This is a genomic window from Andreprevotia lacus DSM 23236, assembly GCF_900176275.1.
Lineage (GTDB): Bacteria > Pseudomonadota > Gammaproteobacteria > Burkholderiales > Chitinibacteraceae > Andreprevotia > Andreprevotia lacus.
The window spans coordinates 1-24,596 of the sequence record NZ_FWXD01000029.1 but is presented as its reverse complement, the minus strand read 5'-3'; the positions used below and the strand labels follow the sequence as shown (position 1 = coordinate 24,596).

At 63.7% G+C, this 24,596-nt stretch carries 30 protein-coding genes; 23 read left to right on the top strand and 7 right to left on the bottom strand.

Annotation, left to right across the window (positions count from 1 at the left end):
- Positions 1-10 precede the first annotated feature (10 nt).
- The 3 genes from B9A19_RS18000 to B9A19_RS17990 all read right to left on the bottom strand — a co-directional run bounded on the left by B9A19_RS18000 (position 11) and on the right by B9A19_RS17990 (position 996).
- A complete protein-coding gene (locus tag B9A19_RS18000; protein WP_084092548.1) occupies positions 11-319 on the bottom strand; it encodes a ferredoxin in 309 nt (102 codons plus the stop codon).
- A 5-nt stretch (positions 320-324) separates the two neighbouring features.
- Positions 325-525, bottom strand: coding sequence for a hypothetical protein (locus tag B9A19_RS17995; RefSeq protein ID WP_084092547.1), 201 nt, complete (start codon positions 523-525; stop codon positions 325-327).
- 81 nt (positions 526-606) lie between these two features.
- On the bottom strand, positions 607-996 hold the full coding sequence (locus tag B9A19_RS17990; RefSeq protein ID WP_084092546.1) for a VOC family protein: 390 nt from the start codon (positions 994-996) through the stop codon (positions 607-609).
- A 214-nt stretch (positions 997-1,210) separates the two neighbouring features.
- Here B9A19_RS17990 and B9A19_RS17985 point away from each other — a divergent pair, with 214 nt between their 5' ends.
- From B9A19_RS17985 to B9A19_RS17970, 4 genes are all read left to right on the top strand, one after another.
- The gene (locus B9A19_RS17985) at positions 1,211-1,516 is read left to right on the top strand and encodes a hypothetical protein (protein ID WP_084092545.1); all 306 of its coding nucleotides are present in this window, start codon (positions 1,211-1,213) and stop codon (positions 1,514-1,516) included.
- On the top strand, positions 1,513-2,376 hold the full coding sequence (locus B9A19_RS17980) for a hypothetical protein (protein WP_139798957.1): 864 nt from the start codon (positions 1,513-1,515) through the stop codon (positions 2,374-2,376). The genes B9A19_RS17985 and B9A19_RS17980 overlap by 4 nt, the downstream gene beginning before the upstream one ends.
- 135 nt (positions 2,377-2,511) lie before the next feature.
- The gene (locus tag B9A19_RS17975) at positions 2,512-3,234 is read left to right on the top strand and encodes a hypothetical protein (protein WP_084092543.1); all 723 of its coding nucleotides are present in this window, start codon (positions 2,512-2,514) and stop codon (positions 3,232-3,234) included.
- Positions 3,235-3,281: 47 nt separating this feature from the next.
- Positions 3,282-3,653, top strand: a complete 372-nt coding sequence (locus B9A19_RS17970; RefSeq protein ID WP_084092542.1) for a hypothetical protein — start codon at positions 3,282-3,284, stop codon at positions 3,651-3,653.
- Positions 3,654-3,723: 70 nt separating this feature from the next.
- On the opposite strand, the gene B9A19_RS17965 is transcribed toward B9A19_RS17970, so the two are convergent.
- Complete coding sequence (locus B9A19_RS17965) at positions 3,724-4,290, bottom strand: YdeI/OmpD-associated family protein (protein ID WP_084092541.1); 567 nt, start codon at positions 4,288-4,290, stop codon at positions 3,724-3,726.
- 269 nt (positions 4,291-4,559) lie between these two features.
- The gene (locus B9A19_RS17960; RefSeq protein WP_084092540.1) at positions 4,560-5,291 is read right to left on the bottom strand and encodes a hypothetical protein; all 732 of its coding nucleotides are present in this window, start codon (positions 5,289-5,291) and stop codon (positions 4,560-4,562) included.
- On the opposite strand from B9A19_RS17960, the gene B9A19_RS22260 reads away from it, so the two are divergent.
- The gene (locus B9A19_RS22260) at positions 5,290-5,538 is read left to right on the top strand and encodes a hypothetical protein (protein ID WP_139798956.1); all 249 of its coding nucleotides are present in this window, start codon (positions 5,290-5,292) and stop codon (positions 5,536-5,538) included. The genes B9A19_RS17960 and B9A19_RS22260 overlap by 2 nt on opposite strands.
- Here B9A19_RS22260 and B9A19_RS17955 read toward each other — a convergent pair.
- Positions 5,532-6,254: a hypothetical protein gene (locus B9A19_RS17955; RefSeq protein WP_139798955.1), complete on the bottom strand. Its 723-nt coding sequence runs from the start codon at positions 6,252-6,254 to the stop codon at positions 5,532-5,534. The two genes, B9A19_RS22260 and B9A19_RS17955, sit on opposite strands and share 7 nt — an antisense overlap.
- A 245-nt stretch (positions 6,255-6,499) precedes the next feature.
- Between B9A19_RS17955 and B9A19_RS17950 the strand changes: the two genes are divergently transcribed.
- The 5 genes from B9A19_RS17950 to B9A19_RS17930 all read left to right on the top strand — a co-directional run bounded on the left by B9A19_RS17950 (position 6,500) and on the right by B9A19_RS17930 (position 10,824).
- Positions 6,500-6,859, top strand: a complete 360-nt coding sequence (locus B9A19_RS17950; protein ID WP_084092538.1) for a VOC family protein — start codon at positions 6,500-6,502, stop codon at positions 6,857-6,859.
- Between the two features lie 127 nt (positions 6,860-6,986).
- On the top strand, positions 6,987-7,430 hold the full coding sequence (locus B9A19_RS17945) for an SRPBCC family protein (protein WP_084092537.1): 444 nt from the start codon (positions 6,987-6,989) through the stop codon (positions 7,428-7,430).
- A gap of 194 nt (positions 7,431-7,624) precedes the next feature.
- A complete protein-coding gene (locus B9A19_RS22815; protein ID WP_217807109.1) occupies positions 7,625-8,359 on the top strand; it encodes a hypothetical protein in 735 nt (244 codons plus the stop codon).
- A gap of 45 nt (positions 8,360-8,404) precedes the next feature.
- Positions 8,405-9,187: a hypothetical protein gene (locus tag B9A19_RS17935; protein ID WP_139798954.1), complete on the top strand. Its 783-nt coding sequence runs from the start codon at positions 8,405-8,407 to the stop codon at positions 9,185-9,187.
- 152 nt (positions 9,188-9,339) lie between these two features.
- The gene (locus B9A19_RS17930) at positions 9,340-10,824 is read left to right on the top strand and encodes a hypothetical protein (RefSeq protein ID WP_139798953.1); all 1,485 of its coding nucleotides are present in this window, start codon (positions 9,340-9,342) and stop codon (positions 10,822-10,824) included.
- On the opposite strand, the gene B9A19_RS17925 is transcribed toward B9A19_RS17930, so the two are convergent.
- The gene (locus B9A19_RS17925; protein WP_084092534.1) at positions 10,803-11,297 is read right to left on the bottom strand and encodes a hypothetical protein; all 495 of its coding nucleotides are present in this window, start codon (positions 11,295-11,297) and stop codon (positions 10,803-10,805) included. The genes B9A19_RS17930 and B9A19_RS17925 overlap by 22 nt on opposite strands.
- A gap of 184 nt (positions 11,298-11,481) precedes the next feature.
- Here B9A19_RS17925 and B9A19_RS17920 point away from each other — a divergent pair, with 184 nt between their 5' ends.
- From B9A19_RS17920 to B9A19_RS17860, 13 genes are all read left to right on the top strand, one after another.
- Positions 11,482-12,237, top strand: a complete 756-nt coding sequence (locus tag B9A19_RS17920; RefSeq protein ID WP_084092574.1) for a type 1 glutamine amidotransferase — start codon at positions 11,482-11,484, stop codon at positions 12,235-12,237.
- An 82-nt stretch (positions 12,238-12,319) separates the two neighbouring features.
- On the top strand, positions 12,320-12,871 hold the full coding sequence (locus B9A19_RS17915) for a PH domain-containing protein (RefSeq protein WP_084092533.1): 552 nt from the start codon (positions 12,320-12,322) through the stop codon (positions 12,869-12,871).
- A 141-nt stretch (positions 12,872-13,012) separates the two neighbouring features.
- Positions 13,013-14,917, top strand: coding sequence for a hypothetical protein (locus B9A19_RS17910; RefSeq protein ID WP_139798952.1), 1,905 nt, complete (start codon positions 13,013-13,015; stop codon positions 14,915-14,917).
- Positions 14,914-16,038 (top strand): hypothetical protein, encoded by a 1,125-nt coding sequence (locus B9A19_RS17905; protein ID WP_139798951.1) that lies wholly within the window; start codon positions 14,914-14,916, stop codon positions 16,036-16,038. Before B9A19_RS17910 ends, B9A19_RS17905 begins: the two co-directional genes overlap by 4 nt.
- A gap of 147 nt (positions 16,039-16,185) precedes the next feature.
- A complete protein-coding gene (locus B9A19_RS17900; RefSeq protein WP_084092530.1) occupies positions 16,186-16,608 on the top strand; it encodes a hypothetical protein in 423 nt (140 codons plus the stop codon).
- 39 nt (positions 16,609-16,647) lie between these two features.
- Entirely contained in the window at positions 16,648-17,490 is an 843-nt protein-coding gene (locus tag B9A19_RS17895; RefSeq protein ID WP_176217006.1) for an ADP-ribosylglycohydrolase family protein, read from the top strand.
- A 64-nt stretch (positions 17,491-17,554) separates the two neighbouring features.
- Positions 17,555-18,748: a hypothetical protein gene (locus B9A19_RS17890; protein ID WP_139798950.1), complete on the top strand. Its 1,194-nt coding sequence runs from the start codon at positions 17,555-17,557 to the stop codon at positions 18,746-18,748.
- Positions 18,745-19,317 (top strand): hypothetical protein, encoded by a 573-nt coding sequence (locus B9A19_RS17885; RefSeq protein ID WP_139798949.1) that lies wholly within the window; start codon positions 18,745-18,747, stop codon positions 19,315-19,317. Before B9A19_RS17890 ends, B9A19_RS17885 begins: the two co-directional genes overlap by 4 nt.
- Before the next feature lie 70 nt (positions 19,318-19,387).
- Positions 19,388-20,578 (top strand): hypothetical protein, encoded by a 1,191-nt coding sequence (locus B9A19_RS17880; protein ID WP_084092526.1) that lies wholly within the window; start codon positions 19,388-19,390, stop codon positions 20,576-20,578.
- A gap of 32 nt (positions 20,579-20,610) precedes the next feature.
- Positions 20,611-20,880 (top strand): hypothetical protein, encoded by a 270-nt coding sequence (locus B9A19_RS17875; RefSeq protein WP_139798948.1) that lies wholly within the window; start codon positions 20,611-20,613, stop codon positions 20,878-20,880.
- Positions 20,881-20,903: 23 nt separating this feature from the next.
- The gene (locus tag B9A19_RS17870) at positions 20,904-22,112 is read left to right on the top strand and encodes a hypothetical protein (protein ID WP_084092524.1); all 1,209 of its coding nucleotides are present in this window, start codon (positions 20,904-20,906) and stop codon (positions 22,110-22,112) included.
- The gene (locus B9A19_RS17865; RefSeq protein ID WP_139798947.1) at positions 22,109-23,332 is read left to right on the top strand and encodes a hypothetical protein; all 1,224 of its coding nucleotides are present in this window, start codon (positions 22,109-22,111) and stop codon (positions 23,330-23,332) included. Before B9A19_RS17870 ends, B9A19_RS17865 begins: the two co-directional genes overlap by 4 nt.
- Positions 23,329-24,519: a hypothetical protein gene (locus B9A19_RS17860; protein ID WP_084092522.1), complete on the top strand. Its 1,191-nt coding sequence runs from the start codon at positions 23,329-23,331 to the stop codon at positions 24,517-24,519. Before B9A19_RS17865 ends, B9A19_RS17860 begins: the two co-directional genes overlap by 4 nt.
- Positions 24,520-24,596 lie beyond the last annotated feature (77 nt).

The window sequence follows — 24,596 nt, the reverse complement described above, 5'->3', positions numbered from 1 at the left end:
GTCCCTATGACTAATGATTTGTTCCATCCCACTGCGCCAGCTCGCCACAGGCACGCAGTGCCCTGACCACCGCTGCATCCTGCCCGCGATAGTGGATGCAGTTGACCTCGGCCACCTGCATGGCTTCGATCATTTGCTGCTGCTCGGCGGGGTTGGCGGGCTGGCGCTGTACATGGCAGTGGCCAACGGCATCGTCGAACACCAACAGGCCGGGGGCGCTGTCCATGGGCACCGTGCAAGTGATGCGGCAGCCATCCTGCACATAGAAATCGCCGGGGGCGTTGAGCGGGTGGGGATGAATGGGGATGGTCTTGCGCATGGTGCCTATTCGCCGCCCAGTATCTCCAGCCGCTCGCGCGCTTCGCGCAGTGCGGTTTCCAGCTCGGCCAGTGTGTTGCGGGCCTGTTCGACCTCGCGTTCCAGTTGTGCGACTTGTTCGCTGGCCTGCTGGCGCAGACGGCTGCTGCCGAATTGTGACATGGGGTTGGCTCCGGTCTTGCCGCTCACGATGGCGGTGGCCGTCATTGAACACCGCGACGCGGGCATGGCACAAGGTGGCGTGGCGCCGCCCGTTGCGGCCGGGCGCACCACGCGGGTCTGGGCAGATCAGCTCAGATTCAGATGCGTACCCAGCCACCACACATTGCCTTGCGCGTCCTGCACGCCGGCGCTGCGGTCGCCATAGTGCTGGTCTTGCGGCTCGACCAGGCTGGTGGCACCGGCAGCCAGCGCGCGGGCGTAACAGGCATCGACGTCGGGCACGTAGACGTGCACCGAGCCGACGGTGGCAATCTCGCCGCCCGGGCGCTCGCACACCATGATGATGGAGTCGTCGATCTGCACCTCGGCATGGCGGATGCTGCCGTGCTCGTCTTCCATGCGGTAGCGCTCGATACCCTCGAACACATTGGCCAGAAAGGCCAGCGTGGCGGGGGCGTCGTTGACGACGAGATAGGGCGAGACGGCGTTGTGCTGGGCGGGTTTGTAGCTGGCCATGGCGGGCTCCGGGCGCGGGTGGGGATGTTGCCGTTTATACCACCGGCGGGCATTGCCAACTAGCCCAGAAACAATAAAACAACCTTCAAGAAAGGAATTGCATGGCTATCACTGAAATAGCAAAATTACAACACACAATTCAATGACAAAAATCTTTCAAATATAATCGTGTTTCTGGCGGTCAGCTTGGCCACCTCATGGAGACAAAAGCGGCATGATCACCGTGCAATGCAAACGAGCGCCGGGCGTATTGATGGAAGCGGTGCTGCCGGGCGGCAACGGCCGAGGCAATGGGCTGGTGATCACGCGCGTCGATGCCATCGCGCTGAGCGGAGTAGCACAGGCCGTCACACGGCCCTTGATCAGCGGTAGCACCGCGACCGGTACCCGTGGTCAGCCCTTGCAGTATCCGCATTTTGCCAACAGGAAATGGCATATATCGGACAAAGCGATGCTGAACCATGGCAGGTGCAGTGCGGAGGGCAAGGCCAGAACGACGAAACACCCGGAGTTGATGTGACAGATCGCGACTTCCCGCCACTACGCGAATTGCGTTTCAAGGGCGCGATGGCGCTGTTTGCTGCGATTTTGCTGCTGTTGCTGCTTATCGGCTTTGTCACCGTCTATGTTAGCGGCGTAGTCGGCATGCGCCCCGAAAACACCTACCGGGAATTCGGCGGGATGTGGTGGCAGGCACTGGGAGCCGGGGGCTTGCTCAGCGTTTATGTTGGCGCGCTCGAAAATCTGCATCGCTTTAGCGCCAAAGCACGATTGATTGTAAAAGTGCTGCTGTTTTTGGTCCTGCCGTTTTTGCTGCTTGTGCTGGCGGCGATGCCCAGCCGCGAAGAGCGAGGAAGCAATGCCGCCTACCGGGCCATGGAACAAGATGATCCGGAGGCCTATGCAGACGGCATCGACCGCTGTGCAGCGCGCTGCAACTATGAAAATGCAAATGCAGAGCGGGTAGACAAGAGCATTGAGAAAAAGGCCTGGAAGGTACTGGCATTGCAAGTTCAGCAAATGTCGCCAGCCCAGCGTCAGCACCTGTTGATTCTGTCGGCGAACAACGTCTACAACGGAGAGCAAAAGCTGGTGCAGACGTTGTTGCGCAACGGCGCCAGAGCCGACCAGGAGGCACTGGCAAATGCAGTGCACTACTGCCGTGCAGGCATGCTTGCACAGTTGCTGCGGTCAGGTGGCAGTACCAGCGGCAAGTTCAGCTACGATCCAATCGGCGCATATATGCATTATACCAACACCGACTATCAGCGGTATGACCAGGCCACAGTGGCGACACTGCAGGCCATCGCAGAGGAAGCACGCTGCGATGACCATGTCGCCAGCTTGCTGCGCAAAGCCGCCGAGGCTGGTCAGAAATAGGCAGCCATGCACCACAATGGCTGAGAACCTGTTTACGTTCTGGCTGCGAGGGGCTCAGCGGATTTAAACGCCGTTCATACCATCCGGCGACGTGATGAGACTCACTGTCTGCCCTCTTGCGCAACGGAGCCACCCATGACCGCATGGCATGATCTTGAACACGCCTATGGCCCGGCCGATGACCTGCCGGCACTGTTGCAGGCGCTGACGCCAGACCCCGAAGCCGGGGTCTGGGGCGACGTCTGGTCGCGCATCTGCCATCAGGGCACGGTGTACAGCGCCAGCTTCCCTGCCCTGCCCATACTGCAGGCGCTGGCGGCGAGCTGGCCGGCCGCGCAACGAAGCATGCCGCTCTGCCTGGCTGGCTGCATCGTGATCGGCGCGCACGCGCAGGGGCAGGCCGCTGCGCTGGAGGCGTTGGGCGGCACCGTGGCGCAACTGCAGGCGCTGGCAGCCGACACGCTTGCCAGCGGTCTGCTGAATGAAAACGACCACGTTTATATGCTGGAAGCCGCACTGGCGCTGCGTGGCGACCCGCTGTGGGGCAACACGCTGGGCCGTTTGCTGGAGGGCGAGTTCAGCGGCATCTGCCCGGCCTGCGACACCGAGCTGTATCTGGCCATTGGCGAGTATGGCTGCTTTGCCACCAGCGAAGACTGGAGCAACCGGCCCGAGGTGGCACGCACGCCCATCCTGCCCGCAGATGTCGCCACGCTGGATGGCACAGGGCAATGGCTGTATGCGCAATCGCGGCAACACCCGCAGATCGCCAACTGGCTGCTGCATCTGTTCGGACACACCAGCTGCCCGGACTGTGGCGCGGACATTGCGGTGCCGGCGGCCATTGCGGCGGCATAGCGGCTTTATCAATCCACCCCCACCCCATACCTGCCTGGATTGAAGACATGCCACTCCTGCTCGCACTGCTGATTCTGATCGTCACGCCATCCTTTGCCTGCGGATGTATTGACGAAAGCCCCATGAGCATGACGCAATGGGGCTATATCGGGCTGGCCATTTTCCTGCAGTTGCTGCCCTATCTATGGGTATTTCAGCGGGCCAGCGGCGCGCGGCGGCAGTGGCGGCGGCGCGCGTTGCTGACCCTGGTGCTGGCTTTGGCAGCGACTTGCGTATGCGGATTTGGCATATGGTGGCTGGAGCCCGGGCGGTCGCTATTCGAACTACTGCTGCTAGTTGGCTTTAGTGCCCTCTATTTTCCGGGCTATGTGCTGTGCTGGCACTTCCATCGCGGCCGGGCAAGCGTCGCACCGGCGTAGTCTTTGCCCTCATGAACCGCCTGCGTGCGCCGGCCCTGATAGGGCAAAGCAGACTGGATTGATCCGCGAGTCAGTGAAACGTCTCCCCCCGCAGCAACATGCCCAGCATCAGCGCCAGTTTCTCGGCGCGTTTCTGCGGGGTTTTGCATTGCTGCAGGCGGTAGAGGATGGCGTAGCGGTTGGCGCTGCTGAGGGTGGCGAAGAAGGCAGCTGCCTGCGGGGTGGCGTCGAGCGCGGCTTGCAGGTCGTCCGGCACGGTGGCTTTGCTGGCCGGGGCATAGGCGGCGTCCCAGCGGCCGTCCTGCTGCGCGGCGTGCACCTGCTGCAGCCCGGCGGGCTGCATGCGGCCGCTGTCGATCAGCGCCTGGGCCTTGTCGCGGTTGATTTGTGACCACACGCTGCGCGCGCGGCGCGGGGTGAAGCGCTGCAGCCAGTGGTGGGCATCGTCGGCGCGCTTTTGCCCGTCGATCCAGCCGTGGCACAGCGCCACCTCCAGCGCCTGAGCATAGCTGAGCGTGGCGTGCGGCGCGCCCTGCTTGGCCAGCCGCAGCCAGATGCCGTTGTTGCCGGTGCCGTGCTGCATCAGCCAGCTTGCCCAGTCGGTCTCTGTGGCAAAGGTGAGTATCTGCTCGTCCATGGGCGCCCTCCGCGTGTTGTGGGCAGTCTGTGGCCGCTGTGGTGGTGGGTCAAGCCGCTTGGCTGCTGCCACCATGGGAAGTCGCTGATCCAGCCTTCGTTCGTGCGACTCGGTCGCTGCCGCGTAGCCCACGCGGCTGGGCAACCTGGGCGCGTGGCTACACTGCGAGCCTAATGCAGCCGTCGCCAGCAGAAGCAACAAGACCCCGGATAGCCCGGGGTCTTGTGACTGCATCATCCGCAGCGATCGCCAGCGGTTGGCAGACGCGCTCAGCGCACCAGATTCAGCGACGAGGTCTTGAAGTACTCCTTGCCCGGGTACTTGCCGCCATACACATCGCTCACGATGCTGCCGCTGGGGTCAAAAAAGACGTTGATCACGTAATACGAGGCACTGGTGCCGGGGATCAGCACGCGCCAGGTGTAGTACGACATGGCGCCGTTGTTGAGCATCAGCGTGGCGGTCGGATCGTAATCACACCCGATGGTTTGCTTGACCTGTGCCATGGTCATGCCATAGGCAATGGCATCGTAATGCTGTGCGGTGAGGTTGGCGGGAGTGCAAACATTGCCGACCGTGTTGGATGCACCGCCGAAGGCGAAGCGGGTCAGCGCAATCTGGTTGCCGTTGGGCAGCGTCATGGTCGCCGTGGTGGGCGTGGGGAACTTGATGGTGAGGCTGCCGGTATTGTTGTTGACCACGTTGGCCGGCTTGAAGGAGCCGGTCAGGGTCTGGCCGCCGCCGTACTGCATCCAGTTGCCCTGGTAGGTGGTGTCGTTGACCATGGGCGTGGGGCCGGAAACATGCCAGGTGGCCCGGCCGGCATCGTCATACATGAAGCCGGCGATGAACATCTTGCCGTTCTGCACTTCAATCGCAAAACCACGGCCGCCTTCTGCGGCATTCCACCACCAGCCCGATTCAGGCGCGGCGTAGGCCAGCGGCGAGGCCAGCAGTCCGGCGACAGCCAGCGCTGCCAGTGTCTTGAGTGGTTTGAACATGCCGCATACTCCCAGTGACGGGCGCCAGCACCACCACGGCGACAGCCAACCCAAGCCGGCACACAGGCAGGCAGGGCTGGTGCGGCAGGGCGATTATGCCAGCGTTTTTAGCAACAATCTTTCTCCGTATGAAATAAACAATTTGCCAATTTCAATTTTTTGTAAGAAAAAGACCAGCGCCATACGATATCGCTGTGTGCAGCCATTATTTACTGACAAACAGGGTGGCCTTGCCCGCACTCAGTGATCCAGCACACCCAGTGTATTCAGATCAGGCCCCGGCAGGCCGGGCATGCGCTCACGCAGCAGTTTGCACAACGCGATATGGAAGCGCGCGTGGTCATTGCCGCCACCGGTATTCACCATGTAGTTGTTGTGCTGATCATTAAAGCCAAAACTGTTGGCATAGGGCGTAATGTTGAGCAGCTTGTCGAGCGCAATGGCAAAGGAATCGGCATCGCCGGCAAACACCACACGTTCGTTGGTGAGTGCCAGCTCGCCATTGGCAACCGGCACCCAGTTCTGAATGGCCGTGGTACTGCTGGTGGTGGTGCGGTGCACTTCGTCATCGCTGAATATGTGGTCATGCCGATGGCTGCTGGTACTGCTGCTGGTGCGATGGCCAGTGGTGCGCAGGCTCATCAATTGCGCGGGCAACACGGCATACACCTCTTCGCCGTCCTGCCGCATCAGCCGCCCGGCATTGATGGGCTGCAGCGGTTGCGCCATTTCGGCTTGCAGTGCGGCAGCGCGGTGTTGCAAGCGCTCGCGCTCGCGCCGGCCCAGCCACAACAGCCATTTCACCAACAGGGCCACCACCGAAAAGCCGATCAGGATATTGATCACGAAACCCGATTTGCTGGCACCGTAGGGCAGCTGGTTGATCAACAGCAAACGCAACCAGTTGGCGGGAAAAAACGCGATCACGCCGGTTGCGATCCAGCCCCATGTCCTTGCTGCCATGCAGTGTTCTCCTGTCTATCCGCAAGTATCGCCTGCCGACTCAGCAAACTGGCAAGCAAGGCGTCCTTGCGACCCTGCCTGCGTCTTCGACAAACATCTTTCTTGATGTGAAATATTAGGGCGAAATATAAAGCAAAGTATTGTCAGTGTATTGAGGCAATTTGCTATATTTTTCTGCGGGGCCCTGGCGCCTTCGTCGCAACGGCACATGCCGGTTCACCCCCCTCTATACCATGGAGAAAGACATGACCACGCAGTGCCAACGCTTGGTGCGTACCGCTTTGCTGCTCAGCACGATGTTGTTTGCAGCGCCGCTCTACGCGGCCGAACAGTTCTATGCAGCGACTTTCGGCATCACCATTGATGCATCGGGCAATCTTGTCGGGTTTCGGGCAACCGGGGTGATGGACCCACGCGATAAAAACCGAACCATCCTGAACATACCGCTGCCGGCAGAATATGTGGCAGCCGCAAAAGCGCAAGTGCTGCGCAAGCACTACCAGCCGCAACTGGAGAACGGCAAACCGAAGGAATTCTTCACCTGGATGTTCTATGTGCCCAGCCAGCCGGACCGGGCCGACCTCGACCCGGTCCGGAGCCACTGAGCCGGCAGTACAGTCAGGCGCCGCGCCACCCGCTGCGGCAAAGCAATCAGCAAAATGCGTCGGCGGCAACTTCCACCGCCATCATCCAAACCTGGCGGGCAAATCCGCCGTGACCGGAGCCACCATCATGCCCAATACCGTTCATCTGCATCGCGTGCTGCGCACCACGCCGGACAAGCTCTACCGCGCCTTTCTTGATGCCGGCGCGCTGGCCAAATGGCTGCCGCCCTACGGCTTTACTGCCAGCGTGCAGCAGCTGGAGGCGCATGTGGGCGGGCGTTTCAGGATGTCGTTCACCAACTTCACCACCGGTGAGCAACACCACTTTGGCGGTGAGTACCTCGAGCTGGTGCCCGATACGCTGATCCGCTACACCGACCAGTTTGACGACCCCAATCTGCCCGGCGTGATCGAAGTAACCGTGCAGCTGAAACCGGTGCTGTGCGGCACCGAGCTGCGCATCGAACAGGCCGGTCTGCCGGATGTGATTCCGCTGGAGATGTGCTATCTGGGCTGGCAGGAATCGCTGCTGCAGCTGGCGCAGCTGGTAGAGCCGGAGATTCGCGAGTAATTCGGCTTGCCTGCAGCCCCCTGCAGACCGCAATGCGGGGGCGTCGGTTGCGCACAACGCCGGCCACAGCCCGGCGTGCCCCGCACCGGGGGGCAGGACTACACTGGCAGCCTGATCATCGCTGTCGGATTACCATGCGCTCGCTGTTTGCCCTTGTTTTCGCCTTGCTGCTTTGTGCTTGCGACCAGCAGGCCATGATCGACAAACTGACGCCGCAAGCCGAGTCGGCACACGCCAGACAATTGCTGGCATCGCTGGCGCATGGCGATGCGCAGACGGTATGGGCCGAGCTGGAGCAGCCACTGCGCACGCCGCAATCGCTGAGCATGCTGCAGCAGCTGGGCAAGCTGTTTCCGGCCGGCGAACCCAAGATCGAGGTAGTGGGTGCGCACACCAACATCATCAACGGCGTGGGCAACTATGCGCTCACCTATCAATACAGCTACCCCGGCCACTGGCTGCTGGCATCGGTGAACCTGCGCCGCGAGCAAGACAAGCTGGTGTTGCAGGGCTTGCAGGTACAACGCCTACCCGCGGCACTGCAGGACAGCAACCGCTTTGAGCTGACCGGCAAACCGGCGCTGCATTATCTGGTACTGGCGCTGGCCATGCTGGTGCCGCTGCTCATCATCTATGCGCTGGTGCGCTGCATCCGCACGCCGCTGCGCCGCAAATGGGCCTGGCTGCTGTTCATCGCGCTGGGTCTGATGCAGCTGCAGCTGAACTGGAGCACCGGCGGATGGGCCTTCCAGCCCTTGTTCCTGCAGCTGCTGGGCGCCGGCTTCGTCCGCGCCAGCCCCTATTCGCCGGTGATCCTGACCGTAGCGCTGCCGCTGGGCGCCATCGTGTTCCTGTGGCGCCGCAAGGCGCTGCTGGCGGCGGGTGCCGTGCAGGCAGAGCCAGCAGCAGAAACGGATGCGCGCGAGTAGATGCCGCACAGGCGGCAATCCCATGCCAACTCGGACGAGAACCCCATGCGATTAAACCAGCGCCTGATGGCCATTTTGCTTGGCGGGCTGATATTCACCCAGCTCGCGGCAAACGCAGCACCGAGCAACCTGTACCTGGTACGTAACTTTGACACCGATCCGAATAACGAGTTTGTGCTCGAGCAACTCAACGCGGAAGACCAGCACTATTGGCAGCAGTTATGCCGTACTCATGGCCAGTTCTGGATACATGGCATCGCACGTGCGTTCAATTGCCGCAGCCAGAGCAAAGGTGACGAAGCCTACACGCACCTCATCATCCACTTTCAACCCCCGCGACCACAGCAACCTTCTTCCGCGCGCTACTCGCATGCAGACAGTTTCTGGGGGGTGATCAGCACGCAACCGCTGCCGGCCCAGCATTGGCAGTCGCACATGGCCAGCCCGGAAGAGTTCGCGCGTTACAGCAGCTGGTCCAGATTGCAGGGCAAAATCCGCAAGGCCGAGCTGATCCGGCGCCATGTCACGGTGGTAGAGACCACTCAGCCCCAACGCAAATTCGTGATCCTGCCTTATGTTTACATACACGATCGGGGCTGTGCCCCGGATGGCGAATATTGCGACGAGCTGTATTACGGGGTCTTTCTTGAGCACAACGGCAAACCCCAACGTGTTTTTACAAGCCGCACCGACCACCTTTACCTGCTGGACGATCTGGATGGCGACGGGGTACCGGAACTGCTGCAACTCCCATCTTGCGATGGTAGCTGCGCAGAAGTGGTGAAGTTTTATCCGCATGCCGGGACGCTGGCTGAGTGGTCGCAATGAAGCTGCCAGTGCCGGTATTACCACCAGCCAACTGAAAACCCGACGCAAACAGAACACCACGCCGACAGCGTGACGCGCATCACCCATGCCCTGCAGCAGCCCACCGCCCTCATTACACTGCCAGCATTCCCCTTCATCTGGTGGGCTACCCCATGCGTATGTCCCTGCTGCATCGTCTGGCGCACTGGCTGGTGCTGGTCTGCCTGCTGCCTGGCCTGACATGGGCGGGCACGCCTGATCCGGCGCCGACTGGCAAGCCCTTGCCGATTGCGCCACGGGTGATGCGAACAGGGCAAAGCCCGGTCTATACGCTGGACGAAGCAGCCCCCACGGCCAAGCAGCGATTGAAGAAGCTGGGGCTGGCGCCGGTTGCCGCAGCGTCACGGGTTGCTGAGGCGGCACCGTGGTATTGCCTGCGTGGCGACCAGCTGACCGTGGCAACAACGCCCTGCGCCCTACCCACGGTGACACCGCTGGCGGGGAAAGACGGGCAGTTCGTGCTGGCCGCCGATGGCGGGCTGGATTGGCAGCAAGGCAGCGAGCACACCCGTTTGCTGAGCGAGCCGGTGCGTTTTCTGCTGCCGCAGGCAGGCGCGCTGTGGGTGCTGGTGGGACAGGCGCAAGGCAAGCTGGACTGGGGCAAGGTGTATCGCATTGCCGATTACCGCCATGCGCACGAGCCTGAGCTGATCACCCTGCTGCCCTATATGCCACGTGATGCCATTGTCGAAAAATTCGGGCTGCGGCTGCTCGCGCCTTGGGGCATTTATTTGCTGGGTGAATACAATGGCGAAGTCGATCTGCAACGGTTTTACGATCTGGATGACTTGCCCGGCTTCAAGGCGGCCACCCTGCAGCAGGTGGGCGAGCAATGGCTGGTGGGTGGCCGGGGCGGGGTGGCGCTGGTATCACGCCACTATGCCAATATACGCATGACGGGGGATGACACGGTGCTTTACACGGCGTCCGGCAGCGTCGAGCCCGCTGCGACACCCGTCCCAGCGCTGCTCAAGGTGCATGAGTACGCAAGCTGGTATTGCATTTCGGCCAGTGGCGTAGTCTCTGAGCTTGGAAACACCGAAAATCAATGTCTGCCGGATCACAGCTACCAGTGGCTGCGTACCGGCAATGGCAGCTATGTTGCCACTGATCGCGGCGAATTCGGCCATGGGCTGGTATGGCAGCAGGCCGGGCAAAGCACCCGGCTGCTTGAGGAAAACATTCGTCAGTTGCTGGTAGTGGGCGATGATTTGTATGTGCTCTGCGGGCTGAGCCACCTGTCATCGTCACATGGCAGCATCTACCGCATTGTCGACTATCGCCACCAGCACGTGCCGGCGTTGATCACGCTGCTGCCCTTCCCGCCCCTGCAGGCCACGGCCAGTGGCGACAGCCTGCAGGTGCTCGGCCCGGATGGCGTATACGAGCTGTGGCCGCTGCATGATCGCCCCATCATGCAGCAGCTCATCCGCTTCAGCGATGTGTCCGGTTTTGCCCCCACCACCATGCATGCACACGGCACGCTGCTGCAGGTAGCCGGCAAAGGCGGCGTGCTGACGCTAAGCGGTGGCGTGCTTGGCCTGGACCAGCCCCAGCACGCACCACGCGGTGTGGCTCAACCGGCTGTGGTGCCGTAATAGCGCCTGGCCTTGCGTGAAAAAGTGGCGGCGTAGCACCACCACAGCAGCAGCCCCGGAATAAAAACATGACGGGCTAACCAGCCACCACCCCGCTCGGCGTCGCTGGCAAAGGTAGTGGTGTCCGGCAGCATGAACACCAGCACCACCAGCACCAGCAAGAACAGCATGCCCAGCCAGCGGCCACCCGGCTTGCGCAGATGGATAGACCGAAGCGCCAGCAGCTGTGCGGTACCGATCGCAAAGCGCGCAACAGTTTCTGCAACAAACACCCCAAGCACCTGCCTGGCAATGGCGGGGTAGAGAATAGCCATGCGCAAGCTCTGCAGCAGACCTATCGTCGTCAGTACCAACACCACAAGCAGCAGCGCCTCCAGCAACCACACCGAAATCGGCCGGCGGGCTTTTTCGGCCGGCACGTCGAGGGGGGCAATGCCGGCGACGGCCGTGGCCTCGTAGGGGTTGATGGTCATGCTGGTCTGCGCTCCTCAGCTGGAATCAATCGGCCCTGCCCCGCGTTAGCTGACACGCGTCGTGGGGCCTGTATCAGGGCAAAGGCGTTTTTATACCTTCTTTATGCCGCCAGCTGCGCTTTTTACCGGGTTTTGATGAGGGCAAGACTAGATTTGCATGGTGTTCATCACTTGCAAGGCCCGTATGAAACCCATTGCCATCTGCCAGCATCACCCCGCCCAGGGGCCGGGGTATCTGCTTGATTTCCTCAACCAGCGGGCGCTGCCGTGGCGGCTGTTCCGGCTGGAGGACGGCACGCCCACCGGCATGCAGGACTATAGCGGAGTGGTCATCCTTGGCTCGCCGGCCAGCGTGAACGATGGCGCCAGCTGGATCAGGCGCGAGGCGCTACTGGTGCAGGATGCGCTGGAGCGCAACAAGCCGGTGCTGGGGCATTGCTTTGGCGGGCAGTTGCTGGCGCATGTGCTGGGCGCGCCGGTGCGGCGCAACCCGGTGCCGCAGATCGGCTGGGGCAAGGTGCAGGTCACCCAGCATGCCGATGCCAAACGCTGGTTTGGCCCGCTGCGCGAGCTGGCGCTGTTTCACTGGCACTTCGATACCTTCGGCATTCCGCGCCGCGCCACCCGCGTGCTGTTTGGCCACTACTGCCTGAACAAGGGCTTTGCCTATGGCCCGCATCTGGGGCTGCAATCGCACCTGGAAGTAACGGCCGAGAGCATCCGCGACTGGTGTGCGCTGGACGGGCACGAGCTGCTGGATCATGCCGGCCCGTCGGTGCAGACCGAGGCGCAGATCATGCACCGGCTGGACGAACGGCTGGCGCTGCTGCACCAACTGGCCGACCGCGTGTACACGCGCTGGATACAGGCGCTCAGCCCCGCGCTGGCCGCCACACGCCCACAAGGCGGCCCCGGCTGGGGCATGGCGCTGTCGGGCTGATCGCCTGTCAGCGCCCCCCTTTCCCATCGGCGCCGGCTGCAACCCGGCCGGCGCGTACGCGCCTGTTTGAGGAAAGTCCACCATGCATACCCACGCCCCCGATATCAAAAGCCAGCTGGCTGCCGACGAACACTTGCTGTGGAGCGGTCAGCCGCGCCAGGGCCTGCTGCTGCGCGCCTCCGATGCCTATGCCATACCGTTCAGTCTGCTGTGGGGCGGTTTCGCGCTGTTCTGGGAGAGCAGCGTGATCGCCACCAATGCACCACCGTTCTTCGTGCTGTGGGGCATCCCCTTTGTGCTGGTAGGGCTGTACATCATCATCGGCCGCTTTTTTGTCGATGCCCGTCTGCGCGCCCACACCCGCTATGCCGTCACCGACCAGCGCGTGCTCATCGTCTCCGGCCTGTTCAAGCGCGAGGTGCGCTCGCTGCCCCTTACCCGCCTGCCCGACCTGATCCTGACCGAAGGCCGCCGCGACGAAGGCAGCATCAACTTCGGCCCCGCGCCAGCCACCCGCTTCAACGGCATGGCCGGCTGGCCTGGCCAGCAACAAACGCCCGGTTTTGAGCTGATTGCCGATGCACGGCGGGTGTACAACCTGATCCAGGATGTGCAGCGGCCGGTGCAGCACTGAGCAGGCGGGGCGCGCTGCGCGGCATATCCGCAACGCAGTAGCAAGCCGGGTTGCCTGATGGGCATGGCAAATGCTTTCATTTGCATTCAGCAATTGCCTGCCATCATTGCTGCCCCACCTTGCCCCGATCAGGATGCGACCATGAGCCAGCACCCCTTGTACGAACAAACCGAGCTCGCCCTGCGCGACGAAGCCGATGTGCAAGGCACGCTGGCCGCACTCACTGCGCAAATCAGGCAGGCCCCGGATGACCCGCAATGGTATCGGCTGCGGATCAAGCTGCTGCAGGGCATCGGCAAGGCTCCGGCTGCCTGGCGCGACCTGTATCAATTGCTGGCCCTCACGCCCACCGACCGCACAGCAGCGTTGGAGCTGGCGCTGAACCAGTACCAGTGGGCCTTCCGGCTGGTGACGGCGCTGGATGCCAGCCCCGAGACCTTCAATAATCCCGATGCCCATGCGCGCTGGCAGCAAATGGCCACGCTGCTGGACTGGCCGCAGCACAGGGCCGATGGCGAAAACTGGTTGAAGCAGGATGCACTGGCCCGGCTGGAAGCCCTGCTGGCCGCGCACAGCAACGACCCGGCCTTTGTGCAGGACGTGCTGGCGCAATGGCCGCTCACCGCGCGTGACGGCTGGCAGCGCTATACGCAGATCCTGAACGCGCGATCGCATCACCCGCGCGATTTTGCACTGCGCAAGGCCGAGGCATTGCAGCGCTACGAGCTGGCGGGCGAAGGCGGCGGTGACGGCGATACAGCCCCGGCCGGCTATCTGGAAACCTATTCCGGCGCACGCTGGAGTGCACTCAAGCTGGCCGAAGTACGCGAGCTGATCGAGGCGCTGCTGGACGAGCAGGGCGATGACGAATTGTTCGACACGCTGGGCGATCTGCTGGAAACCACCAGCGATTACCCGGCCGCCGCCGCACTGCGCAGCCGCCATGCCGACTGGCTGGGCAGCCAGCCGACCGACCCGGCCGATGCAGACGCAGCCGAGGTTCAGCAAGAACGCATCATCCGCCTGCGCACTCAAGCCGCAGCCTGCCAGCGCGGGCTGGAAGGCGTGGCTAACCTGCACCTGGCGCAAATGCAAGCCAGCATCGAGGCCATGCAGGCCAGCATGGCCCGCTTCACGGCAGACTTGTCGAGCTGGAGCAAAGTGGGCGACGCCCCCGGCGCAGAAACGCTGGATGGCGCGCTGACGCACGATCTCGATCAATCGATGGCCGATCTGGCCGTCACTCTGCGCAAGGAAGTGGCGCAACGCCTGCAAGGCCCCAATGCGGAGGAGCTGGCCACGCTGCGCAAAACTGCCCGGCGCCTGGCCGGCAACACACTCAGTGTGATTTTCACGCCGGAAGTAGTGCTGCGGCCACTGGACCCCGCCAGCGCGCCCGATGGCCCGCTGCCCTGGTTTGCCGAGCATGCGGCAGAGTTGCTGGCGCTGGGCCTGCAGCGCAATGTGTTTTTCGAGAACCTGTGGACCAACAAGGCACTGGGCAAACAAAGCCAGAGCGAACTGTGGCTGGAGCCGACGCAGCGCTGTGCGCTGACGCTGGATACCGCCGTCGGCACGCAGAACCGACTGCGGCGTATCTTCAGCCAGCTCAGCGACGGCACCCTGCTGCTGACCGCCGATACGGCCGGGCGCGGATTCTGGCGGGCAGGCCACGGCACGGCACTGATCACCACCCCGCGTGAAATGAGCACCACCAGCATGCTGGCGCTGCACCGCGCCCACCTGGCCGTGCAGCTGGCGCAAGACCCGCAGCTGCAGGTCACGCCAATTGACGGTCTGGCCCGGCTGGCCGAGCTGGAAAACCAGATGCAGCGCAACAAGCAACGCGCCTATGAGCAGGACGGCATCACCGAGGACGAGGTGCTGGGCATGCACGTGCGGCACCATGCGGCGTTTTCGCGCCTGATCAAGGCGGAAATCCAGCAGCAACTGTTGAAAGTACGCGCCAATGGCGGCATTTATGCGCCCGCCAGCCCATGGTGGCAACAGCTGCTGGGCTGGCTGGGCTTGGGAGGCCGGCGGTGATGCACATCCGCGTGCAGAAGGCGATCACTGCGATCTATCTGCTTACCTTTTTGTCCGCCGGCTGCATGGCGCTGTTGCCGGCCTGGCTGAGCGTACCCACCCTGCTGTTGCTGCTGCTCAATCTGTGGCTGGTGCGGCGGGGCTGGCTGCGGCTGGAATACAAGCCGGCACGCGGCAAGGCAGCACCGGTTGCGCTGGCCTTGTTGATGTTGCTGCTGTGGATTGCCAATACCGGCAATATCGCCAACTACCCGCTGTTGCACCGTGCAGCCGTACTCCCCTTGCTGTCGCTGCTGTGTGGCGTGCTGGCCACCTGCTATCTGCTACCCGCGCTGCGCAACGAGTGGCCCGGCAGCCGCCTGCGCCGTGGCGCCAACCTGACCGCCACCGCCCTGCTGCTGGGGCTGGCCTTCCTCAGCGTGCTGGCATGGCTGAACACCGGTTTTGCCGGCGCGCCCACCAATGCCCGCATCGCGCAGGTCATCAGTGTGGAACCCGGCATCTGGGGGCGCTGGCAAGAAGTAACACTGCAGCAAGATACGCAAACAAGTGCCACGCTCGCCTTGGCCAAATATCCGTCAGTGCATACCGGCGAGCTGCTCTGTTTGCAGCGCCAGCACGGCTTGCTGGGGCTGGATTGGGATGCGGTGGCGCCCGTTGCAGCGTGCAATCCGCACTGGGCTGCGGAACATTCAGCTGCAGTAGCCTTCAAGCAAGCCATGCAGGAAGAATCCCGCCTGGCCACACGCATCATCATCAGCGAGCATATCGGTCCGGATGATCTGCCGGAACAACCGATCAAACGCCCGGACTACGCCAGCGTGCCCCTCACCCCGGTGCAGCGCACGCAATGGCAAGCGCTGATCGACGCCATGCCTACCACCCCGCCCGACGCAGTGGCAGGCTGCTTCAACCCGCATCACCGCATCGATTTTTATCGCGGCAATACGCTGCACAGCAGCATTGATGTCTGCCTGAGCTGCGTAGGCGTGGATTGGGGCAACAGTCCCGGTAGCCCGCCAACTGGCTTTTTCGATGCGGTAGCGCAGATGCTGCCGCAACTCGGACTGCATCCGGAGCGCAATTGGCAGGCGCTGGCGGAGCAGACCTTCAAACGCTGAACTTCCTTGTCAACTTATCTTATGCCTTTACTGAAATCGCGCCGCATCCGCTGGCTAGCCGCCGTGTTGTTACTCCTTGTCGTTGCTGTATTGCTGCTTGAGCGTAGTGGCTCAGCATATCGGCGCTCGCTGGCAGAGGAAATACGGTTGGCCAGCCGTATCGAAGTCAGCGAACACGCCAGCGCAGAAGACTTCTATCCCCTGGAAAAGAAATCTTCCGATTTACCCGTGTACCGTACCGTGACACTCAGCACCGCGCAGCAGGCAGACCTGCTCGCCAGCATCGAAGCCATGCCGGATGGCACGGCCCACATGGCTGCAGCTTGCGTGATCAACCCGCACCATACACTGCACTTCTACCGTGGCAATCAATTGCACAGCAAACTGGTCATCTGCTTCATTTGCAGCCAACTCATCTGGCGCAATGACCTGGGGCCCGAACCCGAGGCCCTCTACGGCGAGATGTCTGGTTTCCTGACACGAATCGGCCTGCACCCGGACCAAGATTGGCCAGCTGTTGCTGCTGCGTTCACCCAAGCACCCACGGTGCAGCACCAAGCAACGCACTGACCCCTGCTTTGGGGCTGAATACCATGAAGGAGTATCAATTTGCTGATCGAAATTGCCCTGGGCGATGCCTATGGTTCGTGTTTCGAGTTTTCCAGCGCCGAGAAGGTGGCGGCGCTCAATCACGCCAACGGCTATCCGGCCAGTGATAACGGCGTGCCGGCGGGCTGTTATACCGACGATACGCAGATGAGCCTGGCGGTGCTGGAGGTGGTGCTGGCGGGCGAGGCCGGCTCGCGCGCGGCGTATGCCGAGGCCTTTGTGCGCTGCTATCGGCGCGATGCGCGCCCCGGCTATGCCAAGGGTTTCCGTGCCCTGCTGGACGAGTGCCAGAGCGGCGCCGAGCTGCTGGCGCGCATCCGCAACGACAGCACGCGCAATGGCGCGGCCATGCGTGCGGTGCCGCTGGGCCTGCTGGATGGCGATACGCAGCATGTACTGGCGGCGGCGCATGCTCAGGCCTCGGTCACGCATAACACGCCGGAGGGATTGGGCTCGGCCGCCTTTGTGGCGCTGGTCAGCCATTTTCTGCTGCGCCACGCACTGCCGCTGCCCGATGCAGTGGCGCGTGCCGAGCAGCTGGCCGGACTGAGCATCAAGCGTGACTGGGCCGGCTGGGTAGAGTGCGACGGCCTGCAGACGGTGCACGCAGTGGCCACGGTGCTGCTGCGCAATAGATCGATGACGGCGCTGCTGCGCGATGCGGTCGCGTTTGGCGGCGATGTGGACAGCGTGGCGGCGATTGCGCTGGGGCTGGCCTCGCTCACGCCTGCCATCCGCAACGACCTGCCACCCTTGCTGATCGAGGGGCTGGAGGATGGCCACTATGGCCGCAGCTATCTGGCCGGGCTGGACGAGCAGATTAGGGCAGCGGAGGAACGATGAGCACACCAATCATCGTGCGGGCCCGCACCTGCCCTAGCCGCAGCATTACAGCAGGAGCATGAACTTGGCGATCAACGCCCCCAAACCGCAACGCCTGCTCCACCCCCGCGCAACACGCGGCGTGCTGATGGCGCTGCTGCTCGCCATCGCGGCGCTGTGCTGGCTGGTGCCCGGCAGCCTGGCAGACAACGCGCTGTGGCAGCTGCCCATCACGTTGCTGTGCGGCCTGATGGCCGCATGGAGCTGGCGGCGACATGCCGTGCTGACGCTGTGGCAGGATGGCTCGCAGATCGCGGTTACAGCTGGTGCACGCGGGCGCATCCGGCGCGCGGATATCACCGCTTACAGCCTGTCGCCCTGCGCCAGCGGCGCCTTGCTGCAGCTGCACATCGCTTACCGCTTGCAGAATGAAAGCAAGGGGCTGATCAAGCCGGTGATCAGCGTGCTGCTGGAGGCAGAGCACCTGCCGGCGGTCCGCTCCTGGCTGGATGGCCTGCCGGAGCAAGCCGGGCCACCGGCCGTGGACCCGACGGTCAGCGCCGATGCGCGCCTGGGCGCCACGCCGGCCGAGCGCGAGCGCACGGTGCTGCGCGCCACGTGGCTGATGACCTTTCTGGTTGGACTGGCAATGCCAGCGAACTTGTTTTTCCTGATTGCGGCCCGTGCCTGGCTGTGGCTACCGCCGCTGCTGATGGTACTCGTCGCGCTGGGCATGCTGTGGCGCGGCCGGGCTGGCATGGCTACGCCGTTGCCCGGCGTGGCGCGGCCCAGTGTGGGCCTGCTGCTCTACGCGGCAGTGTTCATGCAGTTCATGCTGCAGCCGGTGTCCCCCATCTTGCTGGATAGCTGGTGGCCCGCCATGCTGCTGGCGCTGGTCGGCACGCTGCCGCTGGTGCTGCTGGCCTGGCGCAGCCGCCGCCGCAATGGCGAAAACCTGGATCTGGACGCCGACTTCAATGCCGTGTTGCCCCTGTTTGCGCTGCCCGCGTTTCTGCTGCAGCTGGCCTTCCAGATCAATCTGCAATGGCCAGCCGAGATCGTCAGTGCGCAGCGCCATACCTTGCAGGTAGAGGCCAATTGCGGTGCGGAGCACTGCAACCGCCTGACGGTGGAAGGCATCGCCCAGCCGCTGTATGCCTACACAAACTGGCGCTATCCACTGCAGGTTGGCCAGCCCGTCTGCCTGACGCAGCGGCGCGGTGTGCTGGGCATGGCATGGTATGCCGCCACGCCGGGGCCGGAGTGCCCGCCGCGTTGAGCTACTCACGCGAACCGGTTCATTGCGGCGGCGATGGCTACGATCCCTGGCCGTATGACTACGCCATTGCCGGCCTGCAGTGGCTGGCGCTCAGCCCGGCTGCGCTGGTGACGGCCCTGCCGCCGCCCTTCCCCACCATTCCGTTTGAATTTGGGGGATGTGTGCTGGTCTCAACTTCGATGCACGCTTGGCTAGGCGTCTGCCGCAGTTGCATCAGTCCAGGCCGGTGTTGGGACGAATTCTGCCTGCCCAGTGAAGACCTGCCCGGAATAAAAGAGGGATTTACCGCCATCCACGACATGCTGCAAACGTTGTGGCCGGAAGGAGACGACACCACCTTGCGCACCGCCCTGCTCGCCAACGCGCCGCTGGATTGGGTAAAAACACTGGCCGAATGCCGCAAGCAGGCCACAGCCATGCTGCAGGCCATAGGCTGGTATGAAATCGAGAACCAGCCGCTGCTCGACCTCGACACGCTGTTCAATGAATTCAGCTATGGCCTGTATGACGATGCCAAGGCAGGCCTGATTGCCTGGGACACCGATTGGTTTGCCATCTGGACTGCATAGCCTTGCCAGCGGCAAGTCTCATGCACCATGCTATCCTGCCTTTCGAAACCCTGACCCGACCCAAGCCACAATGACAGCCACCGCCCCTGCAGAACATCGCTTGCTCTACCCGCTGACGTGGCGTCTGGTGGTCGCCGGCCTTGGCCTGGCGGTCATGCTGTTCTGGCCATTGAGCTTGCAACATCTGGGCCATTGGAACTTGCTGGGCGTCGCCTTTACGCTGCTGTTTGGCGCCATCGGGGCCGCGCTGGTGTGGGTGGGCTGGACCAATACGCAGCTGACGCTGCGCGGCGACCGTTTGCACGCCGATACCATGCCCCGGGTGCAACTGCAACGCGCCGAGGTCGCAGGCTGGAGCCTGTGGCCGGAATTCAGTCCCGAGTGCCTGACGCTGTATGGCCGCGATGGCGCGGAGCTGCTCAACCTGCCGCTGGGCGAGCGCGAACAGCCGCTGCTGCTGCACTGGCTGGGCGACATTCCGCGCCGGCCCGACCCGGCGCTGCCGGCAGATTCGCCGCTGCTGGACGCGCGGCTGGGCGCTTCGCCCGCACAGCGGCTGGCAGGCTTGCGGCGCGTAACGCGCTGGTCTGGTTTGTTGGTCTATGGCGGCATGCTGGGCATGTGGATTGCCTCATTTTTCCAGCCGGCGTGGACGGTGATCCCGGCCGCGCTGATCCTCGCCGTGTTGTTGTGGCTGCTGCAACGCGGCTGGGCAGACCTCTTTACCACCAGCAAAACGATTACGGTAAGGCGGATTACGGGCGGCGTGCTGCTGTTGATGCTCCTTCAAGGGCTGGTGCTGAGCAAACCCCTGCGCATGATGGATGTGCTGCATGGGCAACCCAGCCGGTATGCCGGCGTCGCATTGGCGTTGCTCGGGCTGGCGCTGCTGGCCCGCCCGCTTTGGTTGAGCTGGCCAGCGGCCCCCATCTGGCAGCGGCTGGGCCAACTGGCGTTGTTGACCGTTTTACTAGAGGAGATCGGCTTCCAGATGACCTTCAATTACAACGCCTACTTCGCCCACAGCCCGGCCCCCGCCTATTGGCAAGTGCGCAGCGTGAACCATGATGACGGGCAACTGCTGGTGCAGTTTGCTGCCCCTGCCCCGCAAGGTGCGCTGCTGTTGATTGCCCGCCCGCCTTACCATCTGGCCCCCGACGAGCCGGTCTGCATCCAGGCGCATTACGGCGCGCTGGGCATGGACTGGTTCGAGCTGAAACCGGGCAGCGCCTGCGCCCCAAGCGCTGGAGCGCGGCCGTGAAGCCCGCTGACCTGATCTGGCTGGCCACGCCAATGCTGCTGGCCGCCCTGCTGCAACTGGGCCGGCGGCGGGTGTGGGCCTGGCCGGCGGCGGGCCTGGCGGTGCTGATCACCCTGTGGCTGAGGCCGCAATGTTTCTGCATGGGGCCGCAGGCTTGGGTGAACGATGCGGTAGGGGCATTGATCGTCAACCTGATCTGGCTGCTTATGATGCGTGCTGTGATGCGTGCAGTGATGCGTGCAGTGATGCGTGCTGTGGAGCACATCGTCGCGTTCAAAAAACCCGACCAGCCAGATATCTGAACCACTTCCATCGACAAGCAATCATGACCCATACCGACCCGACGCTGCGTATCTACCCCATCGCCCCCGGCATGCGCATTGCCATGGTGCTGGTGGCCTTGCTGCCGCTGGGGCTGGCGACAGCGATGTTCATTACCCTCGGCCCGGTGCCGCTGGCCTTGCTGGGGTTGCCGTTGCTGGTGGCCGGGCTGGCGCTGGTGCTGCATGCGCGGCGGGCGGCAAAGCTCAAGTTCAGTGACAGCCTGATCTACGATACCGGCCACGTGCTGGGCACGCGCACGGTGGCGCGCAGCAGTGTGGTCTGCTACCAGCAGGCGCATGAGGTGCGCTTCAGCCTGTATGGCGCGTTGCAGCCGGCCAATGGCAAGCCCTTGCTCACCCTGATGGTCGAGCCGGCCTTGCGGCCCGCGCTGTTGCGCTGGCTGGAGGGCGTGCCGCGCATCGAGCAGGCCACCCTGTTGGATGCCGCCACGGTGGATGACCCGCGCCTGGGTGGCGACACTGCCGTGCGCGAACGCACACTCAAGCGTCTACGCCGGGTGGTGTATGCCGTATCCATGCTGAGTTTCCTGCTGCTGAGCCCACAATGGATGCAACTGGGCAGTGCGTTCGTCACCGTGCAAATCGTGCTGGCGCTGCTGCTCATGCCGCTACCTTTGCTGTTGCTGCGCAGCGGCTGGGCCACCCTGTTCGAGAACAAAGCCTGGCTGGAGGCCGGCCGCCCGGATGCGTCGCTCTTGCTGCTGAACTGTGCGCTGATCCTGATGGTGCTAGCGGCATTGCATATCGGCACGCTGGCAAGCTGGTGGCCGGCGGCCGTGCTGGGGCTGATGTTTTCGGCCAGCATCACCGGCTGGCTGGCACCGGCGCTGCGGCAAACCTGGCAGCACATCGGCCCCGTTGGTCGCGCGTTGCGGCTGGGTGGGCTGGCCTTGCTGCTGGCACTGTACGGGTTGGGTGGCGCGGTGGAAATCAACCGCCTGCTGGCTGGCAGCGCGCCGCCGCAATGGCGCAGCACGCAGGCATCCGACGATTGCTGGATCGGCGGCGTGTGCACCCTGCACTTCAACGACGGGCTGACGCCAGCCAGCGCGCGCGCCATGTTGCTCGGCGTGCCAAGCGACACCACGCGCTATTGCCTGCAGGCGCACCACGGCATGCTGGGCATGGACTGGCTGCAAGCCGTGCCCGCAGCAGAGTGCGGCAGCAGCAAGCCAGAGCCGAGCGCGTGAGCACCACGTCGCAGCGCTATCCGCATTCACGCGGCCAGCACTGGGTGGCCGCGCTGCTGGGGCTGCTGCTGACCCTGCCGGGGCTGGCCCTGCTGGAGCAGCACACCGTTGCGGCACTGCTGTTCATGCTGCCGGGCTTGTTGCTGCTGACCGCGCCGTGGTGGCCGCCAGCGCTGCTGCTGGATGAACACGCCATTTGCGACACCAGCCTGCTGCGCCGCAAGCGCATTGCGCGTATCAACATTGCCTGCTTTGCGCACGGTGCCGGCGGCGCCATTGCCCTGTATGCGGCGCTGCCGCCGGACAGCGGCCGCCCGCTGCTGACGCTGCGGCTGCAGGGGGCCGCGCGCGCTGCGCTGCTGGACTGGTTGGCCGGCCTGCCCGAAGTCCGCCCCATGCAGTGGGTGCGTACTGAAGACCTGCCACCCGGCCGCAGCCGCACCGAGCAGCTGCGCCTGTTGCGGCGGCGTTATTTCTGGACACTGTGTTGCGTTGCACTGCTGGCATGGCTGATTTATGCGCGCCCTGCATTCGGCCTACCATATACGCAGCACGCCCAGCTGGCCGCGCGGCTGCTGCTGCCCTTGCCGCTGCTGTGGCTATGGCGGCGCGGCTGGCTGGATCTGCTGCATGCGCCATTCAACTCTTTCATCAATGACGAGGCGCAGGTACTGGCACGCGGCGGGCGGATTGATCTGACTTTGCTGGGGCTGATCAATCTGCTGTCACTGCTGATCTACCCGCTTCTTGCGCTGCCGGCGCTGCACACGCTGTGGCCGGCGCTGCTGGCCACCCTGCTGGCAGGCGGTGCTGCCTGGCTGGGGCTGCGCGGCGGCGCGCAACGCCGCTGGCCAGACGCCGACGAACAGCAGCGCAAGCTGGCCGGGCTGGCACTGTTGCTGGCCTTGCACGGCGGCGCTGCCGCGCTGGCGCTGAACACCATACTGGACCGCCCCGCCGCGCCCGTGTTGCATGCCACGCAGGGCGAGGCGCGCGATTGCCTGCTGGCCCAGTGCATCACGCTGGCCGACGGCAGCAGCCGGCGCCTGGTCGCCACGCAAGCCGGGCCGCTGCTGACGCAGCATGGCCTATGCCTGCGCCACCATCCGGGCGGGCTGGGCATGGACTGGCTGGAGGCCGTGCCGCGCTATGACTGCGTAGGCACGCATCCTGCCAACGCTGGCCATGCACCACCCGATTCTTCTGCGAGCAAACCATGAGCACCACACCCCGCCGTACCCTGCCCCTGCCATTGGGCGACCGGCTGGTGCTGCTGTTCATTGCCGTACTTGCAATCACTGCCGCGTGGGTGGTCGGCTGGCTGTCATCCTGGTCGGCCGGTGGCGAGGTGGTTGCAGTGCTGTTCCTGGCACTGGCTGGCGGCATGTTGTGGCTGATGGTGCGCACGCCACAGTTGCGCTTGCTGGATGACGGCCTGCAGCTGCGTACCGGGTTGGGCCGCTTCCGCTGGCTGGCGCGCGAGCAAGTGCACGCACTGCGCAGCCAACCCGATGTGGCCGGACGTCGCCTGCAATTGCTCGATGCAGCCGAAAAACTGCTGGCTGAAGTCAAACTGCCCGGCGCCAGCCAGCAGCCCTTGCCCGGCTGGCTGGGCGAGCTGCCCGTGCAGCAAGGCCTGCCCGAACTGCATCCGGACGTGGCCGAGGACCGCCGGCTGGGCAGCGACACCGCCGCACGCGTGCATACCCTGCTACGCGCGCAGCGGCTGGACCTGGGGCTGCGTATTGCGTATTTACTGGTGGCGCTGGCCGGACTGTTTCTGCCCGAATGGCTGTGGCTGCTGGTGGCGCCGCTGATCTTGGTACAGTTGGCCATGCTGCAGCTTGGCTGGAGCAGCGCTGCCGACCAGAAAAACAGCCCGCCGCTGCAAAGGCAGACCCTGCAACTGCTCATGGCGTGTGCCACCTTCCTGATCATCCTCAGTCCGCTCAAACCACCCGTGCTGTTCGACTGGCTGCCCACGCTGCTGTGCGCCTTCACGCTTGGCCTGCTCGGCTGTGTGCTGCTCGCCCCAGCCCAGTTACGCTGCTGGCCCGATGCCAGCCGCAGCACGCGCATGTTGCGGCTGGCCGGCTTGTGGCTGGTCCTGAGCATGGTGAGCGGCGGCATGCTGCTGCAACTGACCCCGCAGCTTGCAGCCACCCCCGCAGCGGCACCACAAGTCATCAGCATCGGCGCCCTGGCCTTACCATGCGCAGCCACCCGTTGCCCCAAGGTGACGCTCAACCTGCCCACCGGCCCCGTCACCGTCACCCTGCTTAACCCCGCCAACCAGCGGCTGGCGGCCGGGCAAACGGCCTGCGTGCAGCAACATCGCACCATGCTGGGGATGAAGTGGTATGAGGTAAGGCCGGCGGGGGAATGCGGGTTTGATGTGGTTCAATGATTCTGGACACCAACTAAGGTGGTCCTCACACCACCGCACACAGGTGTCACGATGAACAATACCCGACGATCGTTTAC

Coding starts and splice junctions, on each gene's coding strand:
- B9A19_RS18000 (WP_084092548.1), bottom strand. CDS start 319: ATGCGCAAGACCATCCCCATTCATCCCCACCCGCTCAACGCCCCCGGC.
- B9A19_RS17995 (WP_084092547.1), bottom strand. CDS start 525: ATGACGGCCACCGCCATCGTGAGCGGCAAGACCGGAGCCAACCCCATG.
- B9A19_RS17990 (WP_084092546.1), bottom strand. CDS start 996: ATGGCCAGCTACAAACCCGCCCAGCACAACGCCGTCTCGCCCTATCTC.
- B9A19_RS17985 (WP_084092545.1), top strand. CDS start 1,211: ATGATCACCGTGCAATGCAAACGAGCGCCGGGCGTATTGATGGAAGCG.
- B9A19_RS17975 (WP_084092543.1), top strand. CDS start 2,512: ATGACCGCATGGCATGATCTTGAACACGCCTATGGCCCGGCCGATGAC.
- B9A19_RS17970 (WP_084092542.1), top strand. CDS start 3,282: ATGCCACTCCTGCTCGCACTGCTGATTCTGATCGTCACGCCATCCTTT.
- B9A19_RS17965 (WP_084092541.1), bottom strand. CDS start 4,290: ATGGACGAGCAGATACTCACCTTTGCCACAGAGACCGACTGGGCAAGC.
- B9A19_RS22260 (WP_139798956.1), top strand. CDS start 5,290: ATGCCGCATACTCCCAGTGACGGGCGCCAGCACCACCACGGCGACAGC.
- B9A19_RS17960 (WP_084092540.1), bottom strand. CDS start 5,291: ATGTTCAAACCACTCAAGACACTGGCAGCGCTGGCTGTCGCCGGACTG.
- B9A19_RS17955 (WP_139798955.1), bottom strand. CDS start 6,254: ATGGCAGCAAGGACATGGGGCTGGATCGCAACCGGCGTGATCGCGTTT.
- B9A19_RS17950 (WP_084092538.1), top strand. CDS start 6,500: ATGACCACGCAGTGCCAACGCTTGGTGCGTACCGCTTTGCTGCTCAGC.
- B9A19_RS17945 (WP_084092537.1), top strand. CDS start 6,987: ATGCCCAATACCGTTCATCTGCATCGCGTGCTGCGCACCACGCCGGAC.
- B9A19_RS22815 (WP_217807109.1), top strand. CDS start 7,625: ATGATCGACAAACTGACGCCGCAAGCCGAGTCGGCACACGCCAGACAA.
- B9A19_RS17935 (WP_139798954.1), top strand. CDS start 8,405: ATGCGATTAAACCAGCGCCTGATGGCCATTTTGCTTGGCGGGCTGATA.
- B9A19_RS17930 (WP_139798953.1), top strand. CDS start 9,340: ATGCGTATGTCCCTGCTGCATCGTCTGGCGCACTGGCTGGTGCTGGTC.
- B9A19_RS17925 (WP_084092534.1), bottom strand. CDS start 11,297: ATGACCATCAACCCCTACGAGGCCACGGCCGTCGCCGGCATTGCCCCC.
- B9A19_RS17920 (WP_084092574.1), top strand. CDS start 11,482: ATGAAACCCATTGCCATCTGCCAGCATCACCCCGCCCAGGGGCCGGGG.
- B9A19_RS17915 (WP_084092533.1), top strand. CDS start 12,320: ATGCATACCCACGCCCCCGATATCAAAAGCCAGCTGGCTGCCGACGAA.
- B9A19_RS17910 (WP_139798952.1), top strand. CDS start 13,013: ATGAGCCAGCACCCCTTGTACGAACAAACCGAGCTCGCCCTGCGCGAC.
- B9A19_RS17880 (WP_084092526.1), top strand. CDS start 19,388: ATGACAGCCACCGCCCCTGCAGAACATCGCTTGCTCTACCCGCTGACG.
- B9A19_RS17875 (WP_139798948.1), top strand. CDS start 20,611: ATGCTGCTGGCCGCCCTGCTGCAACTGGGCCGGCGGCGGGTGTGGGCC.
- B9A19_RS17870 (WP_084092524.1), top strand. CDS start 20,904: ATGACCCATACCGACCCGACGCTGCGTATCTACCCCATCGCCCCCGGC.
- B9A19_RS17860 (WP_084092522.1), top strand. CDS start 23,329: ATGAGCACCACACCCCGCCGTACCCTGCCCCTGCCATTGGGCGACCGG.